Annotated in this window: 13 protein-coding genes; 6 read left to right on the top strand and 7 right to left on the bottom strand. The window is 43.6% G+C overall.

Annotated elements, in window-relative coordinates; translation table 11 throughout:
- Positions 1–363: 363 nt before the first annotated feature.
- Complete coding sequence (locus ACX0G7_RS00485; RefSeq protein ID WP_458921433.1) at positions 364–1,296, bottom strand: SDR family NAD(P)-dependent oxidoreductase; 933 nt, start codon at positions 1,294–1,296, stop codon at positions 364–366.
- A 901-nt stretch (positions 1,297–2,197) separates the two neighbouring features.
- Between ACX0G7_RS00485 and ACX0G7_RS00480 the strand changes: the two genes are divergently transcribed.
- Positions 2,198–2,569: a DUF4174 domain-containing protein gene (locus ACX0G7_RS00480; RefSeq protein WP_458921432.1), complete on the top strand. Its 372-nt coding sequence runs from the start codon at positions 2,198–2,200 to the stop codon at positions 2,567–2,569.
- A gap of 213 nt (positions 2,570–2,782) precedes the next feature.
- Here ACX0G7_RS00480 and ACX0G7_RS00475 read toward each other — a convergent pair whose 3' ends face one another.
- From ACX0G7_RS00475 to ACX0G7_RS00465, 3 genes are read right to left on the bottom strand one after another with little or no spacing between them, the layout of a single operon-like run.
- Positions 2,783–3,370, bottom strand: coding sequence for a DUF1989 domain-containing protein (locus tag ACX0G7_RS00475; RefSeq protein ID WP_458921431.1), 588 nt, complete (start codon positions 3,368–3,370; stop codon positions 2,783–2,785).
- Positions 3,363–4,055: a guanitoxin biosynthesis heme-dependent pre-guanitoxin N-hydroxylase GntA gene (gntA, locus tag ACX0G7_RS00470; RefSeq protein WP_458921430.1), complete on the bottom strand. Its 693-nt coding sequence runs from the start codon at positions 4,053–4,055 to the stop codon at positions 3,363–3,365. Before gntA ends, ACX0G7_RS00475 begins: the two co-directional genes overlap by 8 nt.
- Before the next feature lie 14 nt (positions 4,056–4,069).
- A complete protein-coding gene (locus ACX0G7_RS00465; protein WP_458921429.1) occupies positions 4,070–5,194 on the bottom strand; it encodes a hypothetical protein in 1,125 nt (374 codons plus the stop codon).
- Between the two features lie 14 nt (positions 5,195–5,208).
- On the opposite strand from ACX0G7_RS00465, the gene ACX0G7_RS00460 reads away from it, so the two are divergent.
- Positions 5,209–5,592 carry a DUF2784 domain-containing protein gene (locus ACX0G7_RS00460; protein WP_458921428.1) on the top strand — a complete coding sequence of 128 codons (384 nt, stop codon included), beginning with the start codon at positions 5,209–5,211 and terminating at the stop codon, positions 5,590–5,592.
- A 119-nt stretch (positions 5,593–5,711) separates the two neighbouring features.
- Here the strand turns inward: ACX0G7_RS00460 and ACX0G7_RS00455 are convergent, their stop codons facing one another.
- Positions 5,712–6,638 (bottom strand): NAD(P)/FAD-dependent oxidoreductase, encoded by a 927-nt coding sequence (locus tag ACX0G7_RS00455; RefSeq protein WP_458921427.1) that lies wholly within the window; start codon positions 6,636–6,638, stop codon positions 5,712–5,714.
- 343 nt (positions 6,639–6,981) lie between these two features.
- Here ACX0G7_RS00455 and ACX0G7_RS00450 point away from each other — a divergent pair, with 343 nt between their 5' ends.
- The 4 genes from ACX0G7_RS00450 to ACX0G7_RS00435 all read left to right on the top strand — a co-directional run bounded on the left by ACX0G7_RS00450 (position 6,982) and on the right by ACX0G7_RS00435 (position 12,488).
- Positions 6,982–9,366: an ABC transporter permease gene (locus ACX0G7_RS00450; protein WP_458921426.1), complete on the top strand. Its 2,385-nt coding sequence runs from the start codon at positions 6,982–6,984 to the stop codon at positions 9,364–9,366.
- Between the two features lie 310 nt (positions 9,367–9,676).
- Positions 9,677–10,846 (top strand): zinc-dependent alcohol dehydrogenase, encoded by a 1,170-nt coding sequence (locus ACX0G7_RS00445; protein WP_458921425.1) that lies wholly within the window; start codon positions 9,677–9,679, stop codon positions 10,844–10,846.
- Between the two features lie 162 nt (positions 10,847–11,008).
- Positions 11,009–11,464: a nuclear transport factor 2 family protein gene (locus ACX0G7_RS00440; protein ID WP_458921424.1), complete on the top strand. Its 456-nt coding sequence runs from the start codon at positions 11,009–11,011 to the stop codon at positions 11,462–11,464.
- Between the two features lie 31 nt (positions 11,465–11,495).
- A complete protein-coding gene (locus ACX0G7_RS00435; protein WP_458921423.1) occupies positions 11,496–12,488 on the top strand; it encodes a gliding motility protein GldB-related protein in 993 nt (330 codons plus the stop codon).
- Between the two features lie 15 nt (positions 12,489–12,503).
- Here the strand turns inward: ACX0G7_RS00435 and ACX0G7_RS00430 are convergent, their stop codons facing one another.
- Together ACX0G7_RS00430 and ACX0G7_RS00425 are read right to left on the bottom strand one after the other, a co-directional pair.
- The gene (locus ACX0G7_RS00430) at positions 12,504–13,574 is read right to left on the bottom strand and encodes a YncE family protein (protein WP_458921422.1); all 1,071 of its coding nucleotides are present in this window, start codon (positions 13,572–13,574) and stop codon (positions 12,504–12,506) included.
- 6 nt (positions 13,575–13,580) lie between these two features.
- Positions 13,581–15,554, bottom strand: a complete 1,974-nt coding sequence (locus ACX0G7_RS00425) for a TonB-dependent receptor plug domain-containing protein (RefSeq protein WP_458921421.1) — start codon at positions 15,552–15,554, stop codon at positions 13,581–13,583.
- Between the last annotated feature and the right edge of the window lie 4 nt (positions 15,555–15,558).

Raw genomic sequence — 15,558 nt, 5'->3', positions numbered from 1 at the left:
AGATAGTGTGGTATAATTACTAATAAACTTCATGGAATTACCACATGAGTAAGTAAAATCATTTATTATTTATACACGCAATCTTCATTTGTTAAAGAGAAGTGTTTGAAGATTATTGCAAGTGGAATTTTGATTGCATCTTTGATTTGTCAAACCAACTAATCCAATATCCCTGACATACCAGAACAATCCAAACTATGAAGGCCCGTAAACCCGTACCCTACTGACCTATTGATCCGCTATCCCTATTATCTGATTAAAGAAAATTCCAGGGATAAAAAAAAGCCTCATCGAACGATGAGGTTTTTTTATTAGCTATAGCCGCTATACGACCACTGTCTTATCAATCAATTCGCGGTTGTGTTAACGACCCGGATGATGCACGTGGGAATCTTCATGAACATGATCCTTATGACTTTCGTAATCACCGTTAGCTTTATTTATTCGTTGTCTTTCCCGCTGTGAGGCATCATGATTTATCCTGACCTTTCCTTTTTCTTTTTCTGAAGGCTGCATTTGCTTGCTCATCATTTCAGCTACTGCTTCATCTGACATCATAGCTGACATTGCCCCCTGGACTTTGTTTTTAATACCTGGTATCACCTTTGCCTCACCTAACATCATCCCCTGGTAGCCGGCTTCAGCGACCTCTGCGGGGGTGTAAAGAGAGGTTTCGCGATAGGTAACTGTATGTTCGGACCCGGCTTTGTGGAAAAAGTCGGTATCTGTAGCATTGGGTAGTAATGCGGTCATAGTGACATCGGTGCCTTTTATCTCAGATATCAGGGCTTCCGAAAATGATAAAACAAAGGCTTTAGAAGCGGCATAGACGCTCATGTATGGAGTCGGTGCCTTCGCTAACGAAGAAGATACCTGCAAAATTCGTCCTTGTTTTCTCTCGACCATATCCTTCAGATAATATTTGGTCAGGCTCATCAACGCAATGATATTGAGGTGAACCAGGTCAATCTCGCGGTCAAGATCAGTCTCTAAAAATTTCCCCCACAGACCCTGGCCGGCATCATTCACGAGGTACCTGATCTCAAATCCTTGCTGACTGGTTTCTGTATAAATTTCTTTTGCGGCCCCTGGCACAAAAAGATCTTTGGATATGGTATAGACAGAAACGGCAAATTGCTCATGAAGCATGGACGCAGTTTCCAGCAATCCATCTTTAGAGCGGGCCACAAGGACAAGGTTGTGCCCGTCTTTGGCAAATCTCTTTGCAATTTCGTATCCTATCCCACTTGTGGCCCCGGTAATAAGCGCGTAGCCTGGCGTATTTGTAGTTTGCATTGTTCAGTTTTTAATGATGATTATTGCCATACGGTCATCAAAGCCTGTGCCCCGCGATATGATCTCTCATGTGTTGTACCGTTGAATTGCATTGCTAGGCTTCCTACAAGGCTCTAAAACCTTAGTAAGTTTACTAGATTCCAGGATCGTAGTAAAACGAGGAATAAGTATATCCAATTAAAATGCCTAAGATCATTGTTCATAATTCAATTTTGGATGACTACCCGTGATTTTTGAAAGGTTGATTGATTGCATCTTTGTGTGGTCAATACGAGAAAAAAAATCCAGATCCTACCAAAAACCAAACAAATCCAAATCCTGGAAAAACCGAATTCAACCATTCTGAAAAACCAAACCAATCCAAATCCTGTAGAAAACCTGATCCGAATCCAGGAAAAGAACCAATTCAAACAAATCCTGATCCTGTAGAAAAGCTGAACCGAATCCTTTAGAAGAACCAAACCAATCCTGATCCTGTAGAAAACCTGAACCGAATCCTTTAGAAAAACCAAACCAATCCAATCTAGCCGTTTGAAAAGTTGATCAATTTCCGTCCAAAAAGCCAGGCCAGACAATCCAGATCCTGTAGAGCCTGCACAAATGCAGGTCCTGAAACAACCAACCAACACTCGTACGACAATGCTGCGAACTACATCCTTGTTTGTAATTCAAAGTGAAATTCCAGGTCAGATCTGTTTAAACCTAACTCCTGCGGCATTCCAACTACCGATGCTGATAAGGAAATTCCTAGTTGAAATCCAGACATTTGAAAACAAACAAATCCCGTATTCCTGAACAAAATTGAACACAATCATACTCCAGGAATAAATGAATCCCGCGAGCCTAGCCGCGGGATTTTGCGTTAAGGCAAACAATCTTTAAGATCGTTTGTTAGTTTTTGATGAGTGTCTGGAATTTCCTTATTATAAGCCTGGTCAATCTGATCAATAACGATATGCAATTCAGGGACTATCGTGAAGTAATAATCATTTCCGCAGATCAAACAGAGCTGATCAGCAAGCAGCAATCAGTGTTTGCAAAAGATTCTGCCGGATTCGTTGAGCGCCATCTGAAGACCACTATCTGTGATGAAGGAGATTGCAATAAAAAATATCGCGATTATATTAAGGCGGGTAGCAAATTCAATGTGCTTTTGATTGGCAAAGATGGTGGCGTAAAAGCAACATGGAACCGGTTGATTAACACCAATGAATTATTCGCCCTGATAGACGCGATGCCTATGCGAAAATCAGAAATGAAAGAACTTGACTGATCCGGAGTTGCAAGAACTCGGGCTCATTACATTCAAGGAATCCAGCTCATTACATTCAGGTACTTCACTTGGTTACCATTCAGGGATTTCACTTCGTTAACATTCAAAGATTTCACTTGGTTACCATTCAAAGACTTCACTTTGTTACCATTCAGGAACTTCACTTCATAACTTTCAAGAACTTCACTTAATTAAATTCAAAATTTCACGTAACTAAATTATTTCATAGCCAATTGGCTTAAAGGCGAAGTTATTCGACATTCCGGCGGAACAGGCTGTAAGGCCAACAATGAGATCCATCTCCGCAACGATAGTCATAGAATCTCCTGCCTTGCTCAAAGGAGGTAATACTGCGATTTTCCCCGTCTCACCATCCACAGAAACATTCATAAAAACATTAAATGTAACAGGGATCTGGTCTGGTCCGATACCGTACGGTTCGAGAACGTGGCAGAGATTGCCAAAACATCCACGATGCGGATCGGTATGTCCATAAATTTTCCTGAACATCTCCGCACTGCAGGGTGTCAGCAGGAAATCATGTCGCCCGACCTGGTCTTCAACCATTGTAAACATCACATTACTCCTGTTTGAATAGAAAGGATCTCCCTTAGACAAAAATATCGTCTCCGCATAATCAATGGTGCGGCCCGATGAGAGATATTCATGCTTATCGTGCAGATTGAAACAAATCAGGTCCGCTACCTGTTCGCCCTCAATATCCGTAATCTTAAGCAGTTGATTTTTCCTAAGGATGAAGGCCACTCCGGTTCTGGGGGGAATAGTTTTAAATTCACTCATGATTGATTTTTAAGGGACAGGTCCACGCGGCGTCGTACATTTTGCCACTATATTGAAAAGCCTCTGAAAGCTCACCAAAATCACTTAGCATTGGATTGATGCTACCGGTAGCATCAAGATCGCGTTTGCGGATCACCGTTTTCATTTTTTCAAACCGCTTTTCCTGCCGTAATCTTTCAAACTGCTGATGTGGATTAAATACAATTACGGGATAGCTGAAGTTCCTTGCAGGGCGCAAACTTCCGGGATACAGTCCGATAATAAAAAACGCTTCTTCTTTCAGACTAAAACTAAAATTCCCGGACGAAGGGTCGCTGTCAACACGTTGATCATAGTTGTAAAGCCGGCAATCCATATTATGCAAAGCCTGAAGCCTCGACCAAAAAAGATTTTCGAATTCATTTTCGGAAATCGTTTCCGGACCACGAAATATGATGGCTGCCGATGTAAATAAATCCTGGTTGTTACGATAGTTATCTACAAAATCATACAGGAACTGCAGGATGAGTTTATCGTCAAAAGGACAGGCAAGATGAGACGCCTCATAGATGGAAATGTTTTGATTTTTGGCCGCAGAACGCGCGGCTATACATGGGTATGACTGACTGTTGATAAAATTCAGCAATGCCGCCCGTGGCGATCCTTTAGCCGTTACCGTGTCAGATGATTGTTGTGCAGCTTGCATGCTATAAGAAATAGTTAGTGAAACACAGGCATTTCATTATCCAGTTGCTTTAATAATCTGAAATGTTTTTTTGCTTCTTTAAGAAACATAAGGCCTCTCCTGAAAGACCAGTAGGGATGTCCGTTCTTATTATTGTAACTGGATATCCGGTAAAGAACTTTCCAGTGATGTAATAGTATACGGTATGCCTGGAAGATATTGTTGCCATTACCATATACATGATGTGGCTCTGCCCCGCTCCCATTATACTCAAGTATTGAAAAATTCCTGCCCTCTTTGAGATCATTAACAGACGCACATTTTATGTCATATCGTCCATAGTAAAAATGACCTGCATAATGACTGAGCTTATCAAAAACCCCCAGTAACTTTTCATCTTTCTCATTTTCCAGGCTAACGAGTTTTCCACCACGACTCAGGTTAAGCGCGAGTGACAAATAGTATATTTCGCCTTCCGGGATTATTACAGATAACTTATCTGAATGTTTGGTGCGCATTTCTTCCTGCCGGAACCTCACCCTGGGATAGTTCGCAATCAGTTCTTCCAGGGTGGATTTGCCGTCACCTGTTACCTGCAGATATTCTTTGCGGATGAACCCCGTAATTGTTCCCTTCGCATTACCGGGCAGCCGGTAATAAAAGACGCTCACTTCAACGGGGTAATGAATAAGAGTTTGTATTATGTAATCAACCGGCATTTTTTGGTGATAGGCTTTCAATGATTCCATTGACTCAATTCTCCTAAACAAAAATCCCATCATACCCACATCAGGCTTAACGGCTACGGGAAAAGATAGTCCCGATTCCTGCATCTTTCTAATTAATTGGTCAACAGGTTCGCCTTTGTGAATTAACACGCTTCGCGGATAAGAACCCGGTGGAAGCTGTTCATACATTTCGTGTTTGCTTTCACCCTCGAATCCACCAAAGGTAAGCGTAGGATTTGATGGCGTAAAAAACCATAACGACCGGGCTCTTAAACAATACCACATCCAGGCAGGATAAAGCGGGATATATTTCAAGTGATAATGCCAGGTTTCCCAATGGGTGAGTTTATAAAAAAACGCATTGATACTTTTTGCAAATCCCTTCCCCTCTCCGGGACCAGGTTGCTGTTGCTTATCTTTGATCAAATCCACAGAAATATTTATATATGTTGATGTTTCTTGACGTAATGTACACCATTGTGCATATTATTATTATCATCTTTAATCTCACCGGATGGATATTTTCCAGGACGAGAAAATGGCATCTGGTGTTGATTGCAATAACCTGTTTCTGCTGGCTTGTAGCAGGCATCTGGTATGGATTCGGATACTGCCCTGTCACCGATTGGCAATGGAGCGTTAAAACGAAATTGGGTGAAAGCAATTTACCGGATTCATTTATTACTTATCTCGTCAACAATTTACTTGGTGCACATGTTCCTGAACCGTTTATTCTTAATGCAACAGCTCTCAGTTTCCTTTTAGTGGTGTTGATTACCATTTATGTCAATTTTTTCAGCCAGCGATTCCGGAAGAAAGCTACCAGCTGAATTTATTAGTCGCGGAAATGGTGAATCCCCGACCTTGTGAATTGCAGCAACTGTGGATCGCAGGTATCGTTAGTTCAGGGACGTCGTACAGCCTAAGGCACCACGACGGAAGTTATACATCATCCGGCGAATGCTATGTTGCTGAAAATCTTTTCGTGTATCAGTTCTTTGTTGATGCACCCGCCGGCCACCCCTCCTGCCGCGATTGCGTTGGCAAGTGAACGAAGCGGCGAGCAATTATCACCTGCTGCAAATACCCCTGGAACTGAAGTCTGTTGGTATTCGTTAACCTTAATATGAATTTTATGAAATTCACAGCCAAGCATTTCCGGCAATTTACAACGTTGCTCCATAAATGGCCTTGCATATGCGGCCTGAACCTGCAAACTTGAGCCATCTTCAAAATGAATGCTTTCAAGCCAACCATCATTATGCTTCAGCTCTCTGATCTTCGTTTCGATAACCATAATACCTTTTTCGGACAGTGCCAGTTCCTGATCTGGTTCTAAACCGCTGTCCCCGTCAGTTGCCACAAATAAGTCGTTTGTCCAGTTTTCGATAAGTTCGGCGATTTCAAACGCGGCCTTGCCTGAAGCAATGATCGCTGTAGGGCGGCCCCTGAATTCATATCCATGGCAATACGGACAATGTAATACGGAGATACCCCAGCATGCTTCGAAACCTGGAATCTCCGGCATCACATCATGTATACCTGATGTAAAAAGCAGCTTTTTCGCCCTTAGTACCAATCCTTTTGTGGTAGTCAGTTCAAATTCATCATGATCTTTTTCCACGCTTTCAACGTTATCATTCATGAATTGAACAGTGGGATATTTCAACACCTCCTGTTTACCGATCGCTGCAATCTCGGCCGGGTTCCTGCCATCATGGCCCAGCAGATTATGAGCCCGCGGAGTTTGCTTGTTACATGGTTGCCCGCTATCCACTATCACTGTATGCCTCATTGATCTGCCCAGCGCCATAGCCGCTGACAAACCCGCATAACTTCCTCCGATGATTACTACATCTGCTTCTTGCACTGCCATTTTCGATTTTTTTCTTCTATTATGTAAGGTGACCTGTACCGGCAATGATGGCCGGATTGGATTTGCTATGCAAATATAATACGAAGATTCTATTAATTGCAACATTGTTGCATAAATCTCGATGCTGATATCTGTGTGCCACAGCACATACATATGGCATCCCCGCTCTTAAGAGGATCGTAATTGCTTTTTTCCGGACAGCCCAGTGTACGGTTTCGTACATTCTGCCACGAAAAAATCTTTTTTACATATTGGTTTTCAAGGTTTTGTCAAACTGGCTTAAATCATGATCAGTATCACACTTAGCCGACGGATATATAATCAATAACAACCAACTCACGATATGATCAAGAATTATTTTAAGATCGCCTTCAGAAATTTGTGGCGCCACCGGGTTTTCTCAGCCATTAATGTGCTGGGACTTACTGTGGGAATGACCGCTTGTTTCCTCATTTTTTTATATGTGAAGTTTGAATTGAGTTATGATGCTTTCCATTCCAGGAGTGCGCGCATTTACAGGATGGTAAGTGATATTAAGACACCATCTGAAACGATTAATGCAAGCGGTCCGTCCTGGGCAGTAGCACCTCATTTGCGGGCAGACTTTCCGGAAATTGAGCAGGCTGTCCGGGTTTCCGGAGCGGACAATATGCTGATCAGGAAAGACGATATCAAATTCGAAGAACCCAACGCGGTGTTTGCGGACTCTGCTTTTTTTGAGGTGTTTGACTTCGAACTGGTAAAAGGAAGCCGGCAAAAGGCGTTGCAGGAACCATTCAGTATCGTTCTTACAGAAGCCGCCGCAAAGAAATATTTTGGCAATTCCGATCCCATGGGGAAAACGCTGCTGATCACCGGTCGTGCCCAGGCAGTTACAGTAACCGGAATTATGAAGGATATGCCGGAGAACTCGCTGATAAAGGAGGATGTGGTTGTTTCGATGAGTACCCTGACTCAAAAGTTCAATCCGGGCCTCGATGACCAGTGGGGAAACTATGGTTCTTCAACTTATATATTGCTGAAACCAAATACTGATGCTGCGACATTGGTTAAGAAGTTTCCGGCTTTCCTCGAGAAACGTAACGGCTCGGAGATGAAAGAAAGCCAGATGTATCCGACGTTGTTGCTTGAGCCGCTACGCGAAGTCTACCTGTACTCTACCCGCTTCGGTCCCAAGGGTGGAAACATTTCAAATGTTTATGTATTTTCTATCATTGCCATTTTTATATTGGTCATCGCTTGTATCAATTTTATTAATCTGACTACTGCCAGATCTGTTGAACGTGCAAAAGAAGTTGGGATACGAAAGGTTGTGGGTGCTTTACAGTTTCAATTAGCCCGGCAGTTCATAGCCGAATCCGTTTTGCTTTGTATCATTGCGTTTTTTGTATCTGTCTTACTGGCCGCATTGCTGTTACCTGCGTTTAATACGCTGGCCGGAAAGGAAATCAGCCCGGGTATATTCAGTAACCCTTCGGACATAGTTACACTTTTTGTTGCATCAGTGGTGATCGGTTTGCTGGCCGGACTTTATCCTGCATGGGTACTCTCCTCTTTTAAACCAATAACTGTGTTGAAGGGCAAATTTTCCACAAGCACACGTGGCATAATCCTTCGCAAAGGTTTAGTTGTGGCGCAGTTTACTATCTCGATAGCACTTATCATTGCTACCATCATCGTTTACAACCAGATGGACCATATGCGCAAACAGGATCTTGGTTTCAATAAGGACCAGGTACTGGTTATAGATACAAAGGGCGAAGATGCTAAATTCGCATTTAACCTTGCGGTCCGTGACATACCAGGCGTTGTAAGTACCGCAATGTCTTCCAGCGTTCCGGGCGGCGGGAACCCCGGTGCTTATTCTGAAATTGAAAACAGTAAAGGCGATCTTCAGATCGCGAACCTGGATTTATATTTTGTTGACTATGACTATGTACCGAATTATAAAATGAAGATGGTTGCCGGTCGTTCCTTCTCGAAGGAGTTTGGTACTGACACCACCAAAGCCATGGTGATCAATGAGGCTGCAGCAAAGCTGTTTGGCTATAAAACACCGCAGGAGGCAGTGGGGCGTCGTTTCAGGCAGTGGGGTCGCGAGGGCCAGATCATTGGAGTTGTGAAAAATTTCAATTTCCGTTCTTTGCAACAGGAGATAAAACCGCTCACTATGCGTATTGAACCGGATGGCGCTAACCTCCTTTCCGTGAAGGTTCCCGCAGCTAATCTACCAGCTACCATAGCTGCCATAGAGAGCAAGTGGAAAACATTGATCCCAAACCGCCCTTTCAGTTATTTTTTCCTCGACGAGTTTTTTGATAACCAATACAGGAGCGAAGAGAGGTTTGGTAAGCTGTTTGTGAACTTTGCTATACTTGCCGTGTTCATTTCCTGTCTTGGTCTGTTAGGTCTTGCATCCTATAGTACCATCCAGCGAACACGTGAGATCGGGATCAGAAAAGTGATGGGAGCTTCAGTAACCAACATAGTTAATCTTCTGTCTTTTGACTTTTTAAAATTAGTTGCATTATCATTCCTTATTGCAACACCGGTTGCCTGGTACTTTATGTATAAATGGCTGGAAGACTTCTCTTATCGTAGCAGTATCACCTGGACAGTTTTTGCTATTGCCGGTATTCTTGCTTTCCTGATTGCATTAATTACGATAAGTTTCCAGGCAATACGGGCAGCCGTAGCGAACCCGATCAAAAGCCTGAGGTCGGAATAATGGCCGTTATCACCGGTTATCACTAAAAGTCAGATAGCCAATCATCCAGAACAGATGACAGTCATTACTCACTATGATTAATGGCAACTATGTACTGATTCTTGCAAAGCGCGAATTACGAGCCGGCGCAGCTCTCTCCTCTTACCGGGAACAGGTAACTGGGTATTTTATTGCTTATTATAAACGGGACTTAGCCGAATCAACGGGAAAGTTTCCGTGCCAGCTGACTAACAGTTTGGCTATCCGACTGGCATGTGTTTTATGACCTTTGTAATCGCAATGGCTTATTACAGATTTAAATTAAAATTACATGAAAGCAGCACGGATTCACGGACCACGTAGTGTCACTTATGATACAGTCGATGATCCCATCATACAGGAAGACCGCGATGTCATATTGAAGGTGACGGCGACGGCTATATGCGGTTCTGATTTACACATTTATTCAGGAGGTTTGCCCCAGCCCCGGCCAATGGTCCTTGGGCATGAGTTCATGGGCATTGTTGAAGAAACGGGTAAAGCCGTTAAGAACCTGAAAAGGGGTGATCGTGTAGTGGTCCCATTTCCGATAGCGTGCGGCACCTGCTTTTTTTGTAATCACCATTTGCCCGGACACTGTGAAAACAGCAATCCCGAAAATTATGGACCTGAAGGTGGTTTGCTCACAGAGAAAGGGGGCGCCTTGTTTGGATATACAGATCTGTATGGTGGTTACGACGGTGGCCAGGCAGAATATGTGCGTGTTCCTTATGCAGATTATGGGCCGCGCATAGTGCCTGATAACCTGACTGATGAACAGGTGTTGTTTTTGACTGATATTTTTCCCACAGGTTATACTGGCATTGATTGGGGCGAAGTAAAGGGCGGAGAGACAGTGGCAATCTTCGGTGCGGGCCCGGTTGGGATTATGGCTGCAAAGAGTGCCTGGCTACGCGGAGCGGCAAGAGTCATTATTGTAGATACGCTTGAATACCGATTAGCAAAGGCAAAGGCCGCTGCGGGTTGTGAAACAATATTGTGGAAGGACGATGCGAAGGATGTGGTTGAGGAAATTCGTTCAATGACTGAGGGCAGGGGTGCAGATGTTTGTGTGGAAGCAGTTGGATTTGAGCCCGAAAGAACTATTCTTGACAAAGCAAAGGCAGTGATCAATTTCGAGAAGGGCTCGCCAAAGGTGCTTGAGGCCTGTATGAGTGCCGTGAGACGTGGAGGCATAGTACCGGTGCTCGGCGTTTATCCGACTAGCTATGATAATTTCCCTATAGGGCAGTTTTTCGATAAAGGGATTACGTTAAGAGGTGGCCAGGCGCCTGCACATAAGCACATTGACAAACTGCTGGAGTATGTTGTAAGCGGTCAGGTAGTGCTTGAAGATATCATTACCCACCGTCTGCCACTTTCGGAAATCGCCCATGCCTATAAGATTTTTAAAGATAAGGACGAGGATTGCGTTAAGGTGGTACTGGATCCATGGAAGTAAGGCAGTAAATTCAAAATAGGAAATGTATGTTTATCATGATAGCCAGGCTCTGCCTGGTTATTTTTTTTCAAACATCGATGGTTCGGATAAGGTTGGTAGAGCCTGCCGATTTTAATAATTTTCATCGTAACTTATTACAGGAAATAAAACAAATATGTACTAATGAAGATATTGTTCATCTTTTCATTGCTGACCGGGTTCGTGGCAGACTCATTTTGCCAGAACCAAGGCAGCGCAGATTCGCTGAGTGCTCAACAGTCGGTAGTCCGATTATTTGATGGCATAGCAGAAATCGATTCAGCCAAGATCGTAGCCAATGTAACAAAAGATTTTCTTCTCCTGGAAGATGGCCTGGTTTGGAATATGGATTCACTGGTCAAGGCGATTAAACCCATGAAAAACCAGGATTTTAAAAGAACAAATGAATTCCGTTTTTTGAGCCAGCAACTGACCGGTGTCACAGGCTGGATTGCTTATTACAACACCGCACATGTTCAGTTCAACGGACAGAAAAGGGACATAAACTGGCTGGAAAGTGCAGTGGTGGTCAAAGAGAATGATACCTGGAAAGTGAAAATGCTACATTCAACGAGGCTGAGAAAACCTCCGGGGAAGTAGGTTCGTATCTTAATAGTAAATAAAAATCTGAATGCTCAAGACGATACATAAACCTGTTTTGATATTGGCTGTGGCCTTCGGACACGTATTGGCATTGTTACCGCATACAGGACGGGGTCAGCCTGCAAAAACAAACGTTGTATATACATCAGACATTGATAATTTCTGGAAAGCATACGATAGCGTTATTTCAACAGACGACCGCGGGAAGCAAATAAACTTCATGCAGACCTTATATATCGATGTTGGCACAGAAGGATTAAAAGCGTTTATCAATGCGAGGAATTATTCAGCGGAAAATTATATCAGGTTGATCAATGACTATCCTGCATTCTGGAAGAGCGTTCGGAAAAATACGCTTGCGATTAAGTCGCAGGTCGACCAGATTGAAAAAAGTGTCGACCGTTTCAGGTTATTATATCCATCGATCAGACCTGCAGGAATTTATTTTACTATCGGCGGGCTGAAATCAGGTGGTACAACAACAGATAATATGGTGCTGATCGGCGCAGAGATGGCTGCCGCAGACACCGGTACTGATGCTTCGGAGCTCAGTAACTGGCTCCGCTCAGTGTTCAGTAGCCAGATCAATGGGAATATTGTCGGGTTGAATATTCATGAGTATGTGCATACGCAACAAAAAAAGAAAGGATCCTCCCTGCTTGCCCAATGCCTCCAGGAAGGATCCGCTGACTTCATTGCCGAGTTGGTTACGCGTCAAAAGAACCTCAACGATTATATGATTTACGGCCAGAATAATGAAACAAGCCTGAAACTCCGTTTTCGAAATGAAATGTGGCGGAGATCGATTTCAAACTGGCTGTACAATGGCGAAAAATCAGACCACCCGGATTTAGGTTATTTTATGGGCTATACGATCTGCCGGGCATTTTACAACCGGGCTACAGATAAGAAACAGGCCATCAAGGATATCATTGAGCTAGATTTCAGCAGCAAGGATTCCGTGTCTGCCTTTCTTGATAAATCATATTATTACGAAAATCCTAACATCCGGACGCAGTGACACCATTGCAATTTCCTATTCTTTCCAGATACCTACGCTATTAGGATTTACACCGGGACTTACTGAAAAGGAATATTTTTTCTTACCGGTCTTATCAAAGCAAAACACTTCACCCGAGATGGTATAGTTTTTTGCGTCAGTCACGAACACTTCACCTGTGGCGTTGTCGATGGTGAGACCGTAAGGCGACACAATTGCAGTACCATCAGTTACAAAATTCGGAGAAGCCTGTTTGAAATCATTTGTATTCAACAGTCTTACTGTATTCACCCCAAGATACCCGCCGGTAACCAATAGCTGACCTTCATAGAAACGCATCTTTCCGACCGTTGTATCGGCTTTTTTAATGATCGATCCGGTGGCAGCATTAAATTTGACCAGGGAGGGCTTGATGCTTCCATAGTTGCCTGTACAGGCCACATAAACATTTCCAGCCTCATCTGCAGCAATTCCACCAGGATTTACACCTACTGTTATCTTCCTGATTTCCGTCATTGTTGTAAGATCAACCACTGAAACAGTTGAATCAGGAATTGGATTAAAACCGCCCGAATTAGACACAAATAATCTATCACCCGCAATGGCCATCATTTCCGGGTTCGCACCAACCGTTATGAATTTCTCAACCTGCAGTGAATTCGTATCTATCACCGCTACGGTACCGTCATAGGATGAAACAAGCACCTTGTTTTTATAAGGGAGTGCATACCGTGGCAATCTTGGGGCACCTGAAGTCGTCTTCAGTTCAATCTTCCGGAGGCTTTTTGCAGTTGCAGCCTCTGAAACCTGTACATAGCTTGAACCGTTCATTACTATATAGATCTTTGCCCCATAAATAATCAGGTCATTGCCGGTATCGCCGAGTCCACTTCCATTAGCAGTTGCAAATACGTCAGTGCTGGTCGTATTATTAGCTGCATTGTAAAAAGTAAGAGTGGTGTTGTTCTGACTGAATAATCCTTCGTTAAGTACATACAGGCCCTTTGTGATCTTTGGTTGCTCCTGTCCACCCACATCATCTTTACTACAGGAAGCAGCGAACATTGCAATCATACCAGCCATTAAAAAAACGCTTGACTTTTTCATCTTGAGTTATAAATTATTAAAAGTTAAAATTATTTTGTAAGACCTTCCCGGCATCGGGTAATAACTCACCACGTCATACCGTTCATTGTTGATATTATTTATTTCAGCTTTAGCTGTCAACAGCGATTTTGAAAGCCTGAATTGCCTTGCCACAAAAACATCACAGGTGATCCATCCATCCAATTTGTTGAAAGCATTATTTTCTCCCAGTGTAAACCGTTTGCCAGAAAACAACAGCCCGGGACCGGCGGTCCATTTACGGTAAGAAAATGAAACCAGGGCTGAACCTGAATGATTAGGAGTATATGGGATCCTGTTATTATAGGTGGTTGAGTTGGCATCGGTTTTGTCTGATGCGCGCTGCCAGGTATATGCTATTCTCGTGAACCAGTTTATCTCAGGGGAAAGCTTCCCATCAAGTTCCGTCGTCAGATCTACGCCGTTAATATCAACAATACCGAGGTTGAGCATTGTCCACACAAACAGGTTCCTGTTTGGCACGGCAACGATTTTATCTTTCACCTTCAGATGATAAGCATCAAGGCTTGCCCCCCATTTTTTTATAGCACGATCATAGGCTTTGGTAAAACTTATACCGATATTGTAATGATCTGCGAACTCGGGCTTCAGTGACCTGTTACCAATCAGGGTATAAAAGAGGTCATTAAAAGTGGGCATTCGAAATAATTTCTTATAAAATCCCCTGACAAGTAAAGGTCCATTGTTACCCGGCTTTACACTCAAAGCTATCGTTGGAGTAAACTCATTACGAAAGGAAGGAGCACCATTGTTTGTGTGATCAGCAACATAGTTGTGTAATACCGATGTCTTAAACTGCCACGCGCCGGTGTTATAATTTAAGGACAAATTGTTCCAGGTCGCTATTCTCTCCGGCGAACTGTAATTGGTAGTGTTGGCTTTTAGTGAAGTATATGCGAGATCTGATGATGCCGCAATAACCAGTTTGTTCCCGGCTTTATGACTGGCGGCCGCACTAAGATAGATCTCCTGTTGCCTGTAGTCCTGACTAAGTCCCCCCTGGTTGTTAGGAAAATCCGGATCGGTGTACCTGGTACGGTTGTATTGATATTTTGCTGAAATAACCAGGCTTGTGCGCGTCCGTATTTTTGTCCTGAATCTCGTCTGCGCATATAGGTCGCTGTTAGATAATTGCTGAACGGAGCGATCATTGAAGAAAACGATAGGGCCCGGCAATCCCCGTTCAGAAACATAGGATCCGATCTTTGTTTGCCAGTTTGCACTGTCGTTGAAAACATAGGTAAGATTCGCTTCGGATTGCACGGCACGCACGATCGAGTTGTTTCTTTCTGATTTGTATGACAGATTCCCGTTTTCAATCGTGACCGGGTAATTGCCGGTCGAATAAGTAGCCTCCACATTTCCGCTTAGGACAAGTTTGTCGTTCAAAGGAAGGTACAAACCGGCGAACGGCTGAAGGTGTTCAAATGAACCTGCTTTTATGCCTGTCTGCCAGCGAACAGTTCCAACACCTGCCAGGTCATATGTGTTGGATTCGATGGCAACGGTTGTTCCTGCCGCGGCCGCCCTTGCCGGAACCAAAGTTTCCTGTATTCCAGCCTGGTGCAGCTGTAAAGACTGAACAAAAGTTGTTGAGAAGCGACTGAGATCTATTTGTCCTGTCTGCAGGTCCGAAACAGGGATGCCATCATATAGGATACCTGTATGTGCGGCTCCAAGGCTTCTTACTGAAATTGTCTTGAGGCCACCGGTACCACCATAGTCCTTTATTAACACTCCGGAAAAATAGCGTGCCGCATCTCCTATTGAGTAAGCATTGATATTGTCAAGCTGCTTTCTATCAAAAGCCTGGACCGGGGTGATTGATTTGAATAACTGTGGCTTGCCTGCTGCGCTCACCGTGACGGTACGGAGAATTGCGGCTGAGTCTTTATCCTGCGCAATTCCTGAAACAGGTATATAGCATAATACTGAGTTCATCACA

The organism is Flavitalea antarctica (genome assembly GCF_054461535.1).
The sequence above is the reverse complement of the archived record's forward strand: the minus strand, read 5'-3'. Positions and strand labels throughout refer to the sequence as shown.